Origin of the sequence: Deinococcus marmoris DSM 12784 (assembly GCF_000701405.1) — a bacterium.
Classification (GTDB): Bacteria; Deinococcota; Deinococci; order Deinococcales; family Deinococcaceae; genus Deinococcus; species Deinococcus marmoris.
In genome coordinates this window covers 17,675-28,807 of the sequence record NZ_JNIV01000061.1, presented here as the reverse complement: position 1 = coordinate 28,807, position 11,133 = coordinate 17,675, and the positions used below count along the sequence as shown (strand labels likewise).

Genomic DNA, 11,133 nt, shown 5'->3' with positions numbered 1-11,133 from the left:
ACCTTCAGCCGATTTCCGTCCCGTCTCCCGAGCGGCCACGGTGTACGGTCGCCCGTGGGCGACCGCCAGCACGGTTCGGGCACGGGACACCACGGCCGCCGCCGTCTGTTGCGCGCGACTGAGCCGTTCCAGCTCGACCAGCTCGGCATCCGTCAGGGCTCGAAGAGGCTGCTTCTGACGTCGTGGCATCCGCAAAGCCTACTCCTGCGTCAAGTGACCCACTAGTGGGTCACTTGGCGTGGATGTTCGGTTTCGGATCACTGAATGATGAGAGTGTTGGAATGCATCCTGGACGGGTTCCCTCCAGATAGTCCCCACCCTGGGAAACCGCCCTTATAGGGCAAGTGACCCACTAGTGCAGCGTTCTAAAAGTTTTGAGAGCATTGAGTTTGCGCCGCCCACTCTTCCGCCGCTGTGCGGCTCCCTCCCTCGCGCCTTGTGGGCGAGGGAGAGGAACGGAATTTACAGAACGCTGTATTTAGTCTCGGATGGTTCAATTGGGACAGATGCGCCAGAGGTTATGCGGCCCGAAGTCGGGCATTCAGCAGCGCAGCGGGGCGTCTGAGCGTCCCCCACTCCTGCCGGTCCACGTCCAGTCGGGCCAACTGGGCGGCCAGCACCTGGAGTCCCCCCCGCCCTTCCACCTCCGCCGTCCAGGCGGCCCAGATCGTCTTGCAGTACCAACGCCGGGAATGGGCATCGTCCAGGGCGCGGGCCAGCGCCGCCCCCAGGGCACCCACAAACGCCGCTCGCTTGTCAGCGTGCGTTTCAGCCACTGTCGGTAGTAGGTAGATAACGTCCTGCACGGTCTGAATCGCCTCTCCAAGCTCATCCGGTGAAAATATCCGGGGGTCAGTGAACAACGGGTCTTGAACCTGGCCGGGATTAACGGCCCAGGCTTTTAGCTGGTCCCGCAGATACCGGGACTTCATGGAAGTCGGTGTTGACCCCCGGATATTTTTTTCCGCGTCTGGGACGATGCTTTTATTGATAAACTGCTGTGTCTGCCGTTCAGCGTCATTCTGGGCCAGCTTCTCGGCCCGCTCGATCACCCGGTAGGCGGTGCGCCCCGCTTTGCGATCTGCGTCCAGGTTCCGGTAAGTCTGGCGAAGATCGTCGTACCTCAGCCGTGCCTTGTGACCGGGCTGGAGGCGGATGGCGTACAGGGTGCCATCAATCACCGCCATGCGCTTTCCATCCCGGATGGTGGTGGTGTAGTGCGGGCGGGCGTGCAGGTAGCCCAACTCTTCGAGGATCTTGGTCCACTCCCGCACGGTGTCGATGTTCTTGCCCAGCCCGGCGGCCAGCATTTCGGCGGACAGGTGGAGCACGATCTGACGGGGCCAGGGTACGCTCCTTCCCCGGTACTTGTTCGGACGCACGGCCAGAACGTGGCGGGCCAGGTGGTCCAGAAGCTGGGCCAGCGCGCCGGCTCCCGCCGTACCGAACCCTTTGCCGCGCGTGGGGCGCAGTCCGTCCAGATCCACCAACTCTGCGAGGGGTGGAGGCTGATCCGTGGCCGTTATGGTCAGCCGCCTGGGCGCGTAACAAGCCCGGAGTGCATTGGGCAGGTCTGCCGGGGGAGTAAAGTCGCCAAGTTTTTTCCCGAAAGGGTGCTGAGGTTCCGGCGCGGCGGCGCGGCGTTCCTCGCGGCGGCGTTGGGCCTCGCATTTTTGCGCTTCCAGCCTGGTGGCGCGGGCGACCTCGGCATCTCTGCGGGCCTCCCGCTTAGCTATTATCTTCTCTAACGCCTCACACTCGCGTTTCCAGTCCTGATCCGTGCTCAGGGGCGCTGGGGGCGGCATGGCTTCTTGGCGGACAAGGGCAGCGCGGGCCATCTCGAAGAAGCGGGTGGTGGCCTTCGTCCCTCTGTAGGTACAGGCCCTGTCGATGTGGGAATTCGGTTGTTCTTCGGTTCTTTGCGTGGTCCTGGGCGGCTTGCCGTGCATGCTGGTAGGTTTCATCTTTGCCCCTCGTGTTGGAGGGCGCCTGTGACAACAAGCCTCACGTCGTTGAATCGTATTGTGTTTACAAACTCTGTCGGTTAAGACGGACGGACAATTGACGTCGTGTGTCATGAGGCATAGGGTGTCGACAGGCGCGGGTGCGTCGGATTTCAAACCTGACGGGATTTCTCCGTCTCTGTCGCAGTCGGGGGCTAACCGGCGGCGACAGCTTTATGTGGATTAGGTGAATCCAAGGTTGCTGGGAGGGACCTTCAGGCACTCATTCCAGCGCTCACTCTTGCCAGCTTTGTCGTCGGCTTGCAGTTGGCGCAGCCAGAATCTGGGTGGGGGATGGATGGTCATGGTTCCTGTTCATGGGGACAGGTGCTCAGGTGTTCAGATCGCACCAGTCGGCGGTGAGGCCCAGTTTGGCGAGGGCGGCGGGGCTTCCGCTGAGGGCCTCGTCCAGACGCTGATGGGTGGGGGAGGCATCTGGCTTTTCTGCGGACACGAGCACCACCGGGCCGAACACGGCGCAGCCTGTTGCGCGGCCAGATTGGGCCGTTTGTCGCGGGGAGCAACGCTGAAGAGCACGGTGTACGCCTTCACAGTGCAGGCGTAATCGGGTAGACGGTTTGCCTGTCCCAGTTTCCTGGCGATCCACCAGCGGCTCTCCTCGTTGCTGCACAACCCGAACCGCTCGGTGTGGCCGTCCGGGTGAATCAGGTAGATGTGGTGCTGAACCGGGGGACGTACCTCGATCACTGTGATCTGTTCGGGGCTGCTGAGGCCCAGAACCACCAGCGCCTCCACGTCGCCTTCCAGGGCGCGGGCGTAGACGTTTACCGGGTTGACCCACTCGTGCTGCTGTTTGGGGCTGTGGTTGCCTTCCGAGTCGTGTGGCACGATCACGATGGGGCCACGCAGGGGGGGGGACTGGTTAAGGTTCACCCCGATCAGGCGGCTGCCCACCCAGCTCGGCTGGAGTTCCTTGACCAGTGCTTCCTCGTCCACCACCACCCCGTGCTCCTGGAGGGCGTGGCGGTGATGGGGAACATATTCCAGCCATCTGCCAAGCGACTGCTTGAGGAGGGCACGGATGTCGGTGTCTGGCGTGATCTCGTGGATCACCTGTCGTCCGGAGGGGTCAATCACTCGCATAATTTTTTGCATCTGATCCGCTCCTGGTGTGGCCGGATAGGGCGGGTGCCCTATCCGGCGGTTGGGACAGGCCTGTGAATTGGGAACTGTGTGCTTGCCTGCCCCCCGTCCCGGGCCGTGGTCCGTTTCAGTCAGTCCAGACCGTTCTGGCCGTTCACGCCATGTCGTCTTCCCTGGCGGCGCGGGTGAGGATGGCGCGCATCAGTAGCAGGCCGTCGTTGTGGTGGTGGACGACGTTGCGCAGGCTGTGGCCCCGGGAGACCATTTGCTGGACCGAGGTGGTGGAGCGCGAGGCGAGTTGGGCCGGCGTGATGGTATTGCCGTGCATGGGGATGTACGCCACCATGAACTTGTCAGTCCCACCCAGCAGAACCATGAACATCAGGCTGTCCTGGAGTGGTCCGCCGAAAAACAGGGTGCCCTGCGGCACAGCGAACAGCAGCGCACCGTTAAATGGTTCGAAACTGTGGACACGCAGCCCATGGAATTCGCACCATAGGGGGGTGCCGGGGTGGGGCTGCGTGCTGGCCTGTGCGGGTGTGGCGGCCGTAAATTCCTGGTGATCGAGGGTGATCGTCTCCGCAGCCAGCAGCGCAGCCGTGAAGTGCAGGTTGAAGTCGATCTGGATCTGCAGGTGGAACGGACCAGCTTTTTTTCCGGTCAGCTGAGTCAACAGCAGGTGGAGCTGGGGAGTGTTTGACCAGTGGTAGGTCCGGCCGATCCTGGCGTCGGCCTGCAATTGGCTCAGATAGGTTTGGGGGGGGTGGGTCCGTGATCATGGCTGGCTCCTGTTGTGTGGGGAAGAGCGGCTGGTTTCAGCGTTAAGTCGAGTGGAGTCAGAGAGCCAACGGAGGGTGTATTGGATGATATGTGAGGCAGCTTTCTCCTCCATAACTTCAGACCGCCAGATCACCCAAACCAAATTGCTCCAGACCTTGAAGCACAGAATCCAAATAAAGTTCAGAGCAAGCGGCTAAGCACTGGCCCAGGCACAGGCAGGAGGTACGAGGAACACGTTGAAGGTGGAGGACGACAGCAACGTATACCATCCAATATGGACCTTGGAGGATCAACTCCACCTCTTCCTTATGGCGGTCCAGGGAGGGTGTGGATCCCCCCCCTTCCCCTCTACGCGCTGCAGATATTGCTTAACTTCAGCGATCCGGTTGCCGGGCAGGCTCCACGCCCGGCACATCCAGGTATTCACCCCTGGACTTTCGGTCTAGGCATCATTGAGGGCCATGTGGTGCGCTGCCTGGGCCAGTTCGATCACCAGCGCCCGGACGTCAGCCGCGACAGGCGGTCCCCCCTGCTCCACCTGGCACCTGAACGCGGCGTACACATCGCCTGGACGCACCGGAACCTGACTCCGGCTGCTCAGAAAACCCCGGATGAAGCGTTCAAACGCCCCCTCGTCCATCTCACTGAACAGGGCTTCCATCGGCCACCAGTGTGTTCCGTACAGCTCCTCTCCTTGCTGATGACCGAGCACTCTCAGCGCATAGAGAAGGATACGGTGCGCCTGGGTCAACTCACCCTGACCCCGGGTAGTGTTCAAACTGTCCACGATCTGTTGCACGGTCTGTGTCGGGTAAACGGGGCCGTGCGTCACCGCGATACAGGTCACCTCCAGCTGCTGAAGGCCCGCGTAGACCGTGGCCAGTTCAATGCCAGGAACCGCCAGTTGACGCTCGAAGTAGGCCAGGGCGTCGATCATGGCCGTGGAAAGATCCGCTGGGGACGACGTATGGGGATCGCTCAGACTGTCGATCAACCAGTTCAGCGTGTCATGATCCGGTTTCACCAGCACCAGTCTGTGTCGTTGGGGTTCATTCATCGTCAGAAAATCGAGGAGCGACGCGGCCGACGCCGTGGAAATCACGCCACCATTCTTGACCATGAAACTGCCGGACGGCTGGAGGGACCGCGCCAGAGCGATCAGCAGCAGCAGGATGGTGACCAGGCGCTGCTGACCGTCGATCAGTGACACCTCGGCGGCGGTTTCGATGTCGTCATCCGGGCGGATGACGTACGCCAGTGTTCCTGTGAAATGCTTTCGCCCCGTTCGGCCTGCCGCCAGCACGTCATCCCAGAGGGTGGCCCACTGCTCGAGCTGCCAGCAGTAGGACCGGCGAAAGTGCGGCACACGGTACTGCCGGGGCATCTGCAACAGACTGAGCAGGGAGGCCACGTGCGGGCTGATCGTTGCGTCCCCAGCTACATCGCTGGCCGCCTCAACGACACCCGCTGCCAGCGGCACCGAAACGCCGAGGCCCGCCTCGGCCTTCCAGTTCACCGTGGCCTGCTGAGCGCTTTCGGAAAGGGCACCGGCATCGGTCTTGAGGGTCTGCTGCTGCGTGCTGGCTCCGGCCAACGGTTCGTTGTTCAGCGTGAGCGCTGGTTTGCTGGGACGGGGAATGGGACTCTTTTTCGTTTTCATCGTTGTCTCCGTGGGGTTGGATCACACCCTGTCCTGCACCCTGGCACAGGGGTTTTGAGCAAATTTTCAGACCAGACCGCCACCAGTTCAGCAGTCAGAACGTCATGTCCATACCGTTGGAGCGGCTGAAGGTGACGCCTTTAACACCGATCTCAACGGTGTTCTAGAGTTTTTCTGTGGCCCCTGAAAGACGCGTCTGAACCGGGTGGGCGGCCTTGACCTACTTGGCCTCAGGGGCCGTGGAGTGAGCCAGTGCCTGCTCAAGGAGCCGCGTCTGGGTCTCCAGTTGTTCCCGCATCGTCGTCAGTGCGCCCTGGGCCTGCGCAGCCTCGCTCCTCACCTGATCCAGTTGCTGGCGCAGGCCCAGGGCGGTGGCCTCAGCCCCTTCGCGGATCACCCGCACCTCAGTTGCCGCGCCCTCAGCCCGTTCACGTCCGTCAGCAACCTGGCGCTCCAGATCGGCCCGCACCTCCAACACACGCTGTTCGGCCTGCTCCTGGGCATGTTTTAACGCATCGGCATGGTGGTGTCGCTCGGACGCCACCGTGGCGCGCTGCTGGTCCAGTTCGCTTTTCAGATCAGCGTTGTGCTCCTCCTGTGTGGCAGCGAGGGCCGCTGCCGTCTGACCCGCCTCACGCTCCTGGGCCAGTTGGCCTTCCAGCACGGTCCGCGCTGCGTCGGCGTCACGTCCGCGCTGCTGCGTCTCAGCGAACTGCTCCTGGAGTTCACTCACCTGCTCGGTCAGCGTCTCGTTGGTGCTGGCCAACGCGTCGACCACCTCAGCGGCTGCGTCGCGGTCCACCTCCGCCGCCACTACCTGTTGTCGGTAGCCCTCGCGCTCGGTCTGCAACCGGGTCTCGGCCACCTCGGTGGCCGCCGTCCACAGTCCGCGCGTGGCCGTTTCCAGTTGCGCGGCCAGCCGGTCAGGCAGTGCGGCCAGCGGCACCAGTTGAGGGACAGTCTGCTCAGGATGGTCCAGCAACCAGACGTCAAACAACCGCTTGACCGTGGTAAACGATCCCCGGCCCAGTTCCTTCTGGACGGACGTCAACGACACCCGTTCACCCCGCTCCCGCAGGGCCTGCGCGGCCTACACAACATCCTCCATCGTGATTCCTGGTCTTGCCATTGCCACCTCGTGTGTAAATGCGTTACGCCTCGTTACGTAATTACGGTGTAATACGTGTTCCGTGTGTTCTCTTGAGGCCTGTAGAGTGGTGTCGTCAGGGACAACGCCTCCAACCCTGATGCCATTAGCAGACTGAAAATTGATTCGACTCAACGGACACCCTAAGGCGTGCCGTAGGTCTAGTGTACACTACGGCATGCCTTAAAACCAAACAGACCGCAATCCATACCGCCGTCCCCCTTGCCAGGCCGTTTAGCTCTAGGGTCACCGCATGATGACCATCACCGCTGCTCCTCTGGAAACCCTGGACACAAAAGGATTCATGCAGTTTTTGCAGGAAGTCATTATCCAGCCCGCCCGCGCCCGCGCCAAGCTCGCCGCGCCTTACATCATGGAGGGCAGTCGGTCCGGGGCTGAGCAGCGCATCAGTCCCGATGACATGGAACTGCTGGCCGCGATCCTGACCCGGCAACCCCGCTCCAGCGAGCAATACGGTCACGATCTGCTCTACGCTGAGGTCAAAAGCGTGTCCAGCAGACGCATGCCTTACGAATATCAGTACTACCAGCATGGCGCGCGCCAGAAGCTGGAGGCTGCAATGACGGTGGATCACATCTACATCAACTGGTGGAACGGCGCAGAGGAGATGCTGATTCGTACCATCCCCGGCAAAGGCCTCGCGGACCGCTTCGACGAATTCCGCGCAAAGATCGACGCTGCCTATCCGCAAGACAGCACAGAGAACGCCAGACAGCGCTGCCGCGTGAACATCCCAGCGCAGATCGTTGATGACCTCAGCGAAACCCTGGTGGAGGTCAGGGAAGGTAAATTGTTCTACGCCTCACCCCGCACCCTGAGCGAGCTGTTCCCCCATCGCCGCTGGTAATTCCAGATTCAACGGTGTCTTATGGCAAGACATCTGGCAGTCGACGCGCTCCGGTGCGGTCCATCGTCGCGCCATGACCCGCGAGTTCCCCAGAGAGGGGATGCTACAACTCGCGAGCGCGCACGGTGTGTCTTCAATCCAGCAGATCAGCCCTGACTCAGGATATCTCTCGTCCTGGAATCGTTGCGGCGTGATGCCAGTGCCTTGCAGTTGACACCTCAGCCCACCTCAGTCCAGGGCTGTTTTTCGTTGCAAAGCACGCCGATGTCCAGCGTCCAGACCTCGCGTTCACAGGTCACCCACGCACTTCCCGTCGGCTGGTAGGCCCGGAGCGTCGCGTCTGGAACCGGGAAGGCCATGTCCCAGTGCGCGATCTGCCCCATCCGCGCCGGGATGATGCCTGGCACGCCGCGCAGCCATACCCCACCGCTGTTGAGACCGAGCAGCCAATCCTCACCGCCCAGCTGCACCGGAGCACTGACGAGGTGACCCCCCCTGGCCCGCTGGCTGACGATAGTGTTGAGCAGCAACGTCAGTGGGGTATCGCAGACATCACCGTTTTTGCGGAGTTCAGTGGCCTCGGCCAGGGGATCGCGGACCGGGTGATCCGCGCCGCCCAGCAGCGAGGCGATGGAGTTGTCCTGCCCGCGTGCCTGGGCGAGCGCCTGCTCAGCGCAAGCGAGCGCCACCGTCCCGCACGCTGCGCGCAGTTGCCTCAGGCTATAGGCCTGGGCAGGACTGGGCATAATTTCAAATTCGGTGCTGTGGTGCATGGTCATGGTGTTCTCCTGATGGGATCGAAATGCGGCTGACCGAGGGCCAGCGCACGGGAAATGGTGACAGTGGCGTAATCCTGGCCGTCATGGGTGGCGAGACGGGCCCAGCGGTCCGGGCGGTACAGCGCGCTGCTCGCCCAGATGCGGCGCAGTTGTTCGGGATCGCGCGTGTACCAGCGCAGATGCGAGAGAATGGCAAGATCGGCCCGACTGGGATCGTTGCCGTGGGCAGACAGGTCACCGTCATACAGCGCGGCAAAACGCGTGCCATTCCTGGCATTGCGGGCACGCTTCACGATGGCCTCGTCGCCCAGACAGGCCAGTGGACTGGCCCGCGCCGGGGACATTGACAGCACCGCTGGAAATAGCGCGCGGTGAAGCGCCGAGACCTCCGCAGGGCGGGCAATCACGCCAACCGGCGTGTCAGGCAAATGATTGCCAGTGATGGCAACGTAGCCGTGGGTAATTAGCTCGACGGGGAGCCCACGCCAGTTGCCCCGTCGGCCAGCCGCTGGAAGCTGACCGCCAGCCAGGACGTGTACGCCCGCGCCAGACACGCTCAACTCGGCGTAACTCACCATGGAAGTGACCAGTTCAAGTGCGGCAGGTGAAAGGAGCCCACCGCGCACCACGTCATCGAGATCCACCGCTACCAACGGCAACCCACCCACGCCCAGCCGCCCGTCGAGGACGACGCCGAGACCATCACCGGCTCCCCGGCGCAACGCCTCGAGCGCCACCTCAAACGAAAGATGATGCCGCCGGTCAAAGGGATCAACCCACTGTCCAGTGAGCGAACACGGCCGCTTCCCCAGTCGCCCGGACGCGCGCGGCACAAACCGGAACGGCAGATAGGCCGGAACGCGGCGCAGCGCCAGGGGCCACCCCTGCTCCAAGCGCGTGGCGCACTCCTCTGAAGTTCCGCTCACTGACGCGTCCAGGGTTGAACACAAGGCAGCGCTGCTGGTCTCCAGGGCAAGGTGTCCGGCCAGTCCGCTGCCGCACGCCAGTAAATATTGCGCGCCGCGTTGAGGTCCCGGTTGAGCCGCACGCCGCACGAAGCGCAGGTGCGCCGGCGCCCCTCGCGCCGCGCGTACCGCATGGTGCGCCGCGCTCCGCACGCCGAGCAGTCCGCTGACGTGCCCTCGGGCGGCACCCAGATCAACGCCCGCCGCACCGGATCCAGCCGGGCCAGCTCCGCCAGAAACGTCTCGTACACCCGCAGACCAGTGAAGGCCACGAACGGCGCGTAATCCAGACCGCGCCGGGCCATGCGCTCCAGGGTGGTGTGCTCAATGCCGATTCCCGCGTACAACAGCAGGTGCCTCAGGGCCTGTTCGAGCACCGGCTGCACCTGGGCGTGAAACAGAAGCTGGTGACGGCGCATCCGGGCATAGTTGTGATCCAGCGGATGCTGAATGAGACCCACCGGGGCCGCAGGCTGGGGTGCCACCCACGCGCGGCGCAGCTTCAGGGGGTTGTGGACGCGCCCGCAGCCCTGATGCGCGGTCGCCCAGGTCCACAGGTTGCGCTCGCCAGGATCCAGAGCGATCAACGCCTGGTGACGGGGTGGGAGCAGATCCAGCACGCGGAACCCCCAGTCGATCTCGTAGTCGCCTGCTGGGGTGCGGTGCAGCCGTGCGGCCTCCGCCAGGCAGAGCGAAACCAGGGAAGGCTGGGGAGGCCCGGCCTGGGCCGCCAGATGGGGTTCGAGCGCGCCATACCGCGCGATGTGCGCGAGATATCCGGCGTCGGCGGCAGGATCACCGGCGAGCAGCGCAGCCTCCAGAACAGCGCGCGCAGCGGTAAGGCGGTCATCAAACGCTGCCCGCCAGACCCGCACAGCGGCCTGGGCCGGTCCCGGCAACAGGTACAGCGGCGCGAGGACCAGATCTGGGATGCCGACGATCTCGACGTGCAGTTCGCCCACTGGGCGGGCCAGTCCGCCCAGCATCAGCGCGAAGTCACTGGGTGGTTCCAGGACGATCGCCGCAGGCCGGGCCACCGAACCGAGTGATTGCAGGTGACGGCCGAAGCTGCGAACAAGCCCTTCAAGCGTGGCGCTGCCAAGAAGACTACGCCAGCCCAGATCCTGGGTGACGGCTTCCAACTCCTGTTGACGGTCACGGTTGCTGCGGTGAGGCATCTGTCGCGGGACGTTGCCGGGCGTGGGTTCCTGGCCGGCGGCCACGAGGTGAGCGACCTCGCGCAGGGGCCGCAGATGCCCGGACGCTTCGAGCTGGGCATGGACGGCAAGCACGCGCCACAGACGGTGAACGAGGGTCCAACGGTGATCGAGGGCGCGCCGCTGAACGGCGCTTGGGTAGAGCGGATGACGCAGGCGGAGATGGGGGTCCGCGACGGGTGGTGGGGGCATATGGTTTCTCCTGGGTCAGGGCGCGCAGTCTGCGGCCCCCGTCCCACGGTTGATGTGGTGGGTGCTCGCTATTTCTTTGCGTTTTTTCGTTTCTGACAGGAGACTTTTTGCCTTTTTTACTTCCGGGGCTTCTTCTGGCTCTTTCCTCTTTTCGGATGAGCCGAGTGGTTTTCAACGGGTTCCGGGCTGGCTGTGGCCGCACACCCAAGAGGCGGGCAGCGCAACTCCAACGCGGCCTGCTACTTTTACCGCCGTACCAGGCAAGTGTGGTCTGGAAGGGCCGGCCGACAGTCACAGGCAAGACGGTTTGACCCCACAACTTGACCAAGAATGATGCGGCCTACACACACTTTTTTCTGCTTGCAAATATGGTTGGGCTTTTTCATCCCCTCCCCGTGTCCACTGGCTTTTTCATCGA

The 11,133-nt window shown here is 63.2% G+C and carries 10 protein-coding genes; 1 reads left to right on the top strand and 9 read right to left on the bottom strand.

Going from position 1 to position 11,133, the window contains the following annotated elements; all coding sequences use genetic code 11:
* From Q319_RS28310 to Q319_RS0114535, 6 genes are all read right to left on the bottom strand, one after another.
* On the bottom strand, positions 1-189 hold a 189-nt coding region (locus Q319_RS28310; RefSeq protein WP_211252374.1), incomplete at its 3' end, for a hypothetical protein.
* A gap of 329 nt (positions 190-518) precedes the next feature.
* Positions 519-1,964 (bottom strand): helix-turn-helix domain-containing protein, encoded by a 1,446-nt coding sequence (locus Q319_RS0114560; protein WP_156039362.1) that lies wholly within the window; start codon positions 1,962-1,964, stop codon positions 519-521.
* Between the two features lie 378 nt (positions 1,965-2,342).
* On the bottom strand, positions 2,343-3,119 hold the full coding sequence (locus Q319_RS0114550) for a hypothetical protein (protein WP_029483208.1): 777 nt from the start codon (positions 3,117-3,119) through the stop codon (positions 2,343-2,345).
* Between the two features lie 142 nt (positions 3,120-3,261).
* Positions 3,262-3,846: a hypothetical protein gene (locus Q319_RS0114545; RefSeq protein ID WP_029483207.1), complete on the bottom strand. Its 585-nt coding sequence runs from the start codon at positions 3,844-3,846 to the stop codon at positions 3,262-3,264.
* Between the two features lie 483 nt (positions 3,847-4,329).
* Positions 4,330-5,547: a DUF262 domain-containing protein gene (locus Q319_RS0114540; protein WP_029483206.1), complete on the bottom strand. Its 1,218-nt coding sequence runs from the start codon at positions 5,545-5,547 to the stop codon at positions 4,330-4,332.
* Between the two features lie 220 nt (positions 5,548-5,767).
* The gene (locus tag Q319_RS0114535; RefSeq protein ID WP_081846066.1) at positions 5,768-6,625 is read right to left on the bottom strand and encodes a DNA-binding protein; all 858 of its coding nucleotides are present in this window, start codon (positions 6,623-6,625) and stop codon (positions 5,768-5,770) included.
* A 322-nt stretch (positions 6,626-6,947) separates the two neighbouring features.
* Here Q319_RS0114535 and Q319_RS0114530 point away from each other — a divergent pair, with 322 nt between their 5' ends.
* Entirely contained in the window at positions 6,948-7,562 is a 615-nt protein-coding gene (locus Q319_RS0114530; RefSeq protein WP_029483204.1) for a hypothetical protein, read from the top strand.
* Between the two features lie 218 nt (positions 7,563-7,780).
* On the opposite strand, the gene Q319_RS0114525 is transcribed toward Q319_RS0114530, so the two are convergent.
* Genes Q319_RS0114525 through Q319_RS27215 form a run of 3 tightly spaced genes read right to left on the bottom strand, consistent with a single transcriptional unit; the run spans position 7,781 to position 10,715 of the window.
* Positions 7,781-8,341 carry a hypothetical protein gene (locus Q319_RS0114525; RefSeq protein ID WP_029483203.1) on the bottom strand — a complete coding sequence of 187 codons (561 nt, stop codon included), beginning with the start codon at positions 8,339-8,341 and terminating at the stop codon, positions 7,781-7,783.
* Entirely contained in the window at positions 8,338-9,267 is a 930-nt protein-coding gene (locus Q319_RS0114520) for a phage NrS-1 polymerase family protein (RefSeq protein WP_029483202.1), read from the bottom strand. The genes Q319_RS0114525 and Q319_RS0114520 overlap by 4 nt, the downstream gene beginning before the upstream one ends.
* Entirely contained in the window at positions 9,264-10,715 is a 1,452-nt protein-coding gene (locus Q319_RS27215) for a zinc ribbon domain-containing protein (protein ID WP_156039361.1), read from the bottom strand. Before Q319_RS27215 ends, Q319_RS0114520 begins: the two co-directional genes overlap by 4 nt.
* Positions 10,716-11,133 lie beyond the last annotated feature (418 nt).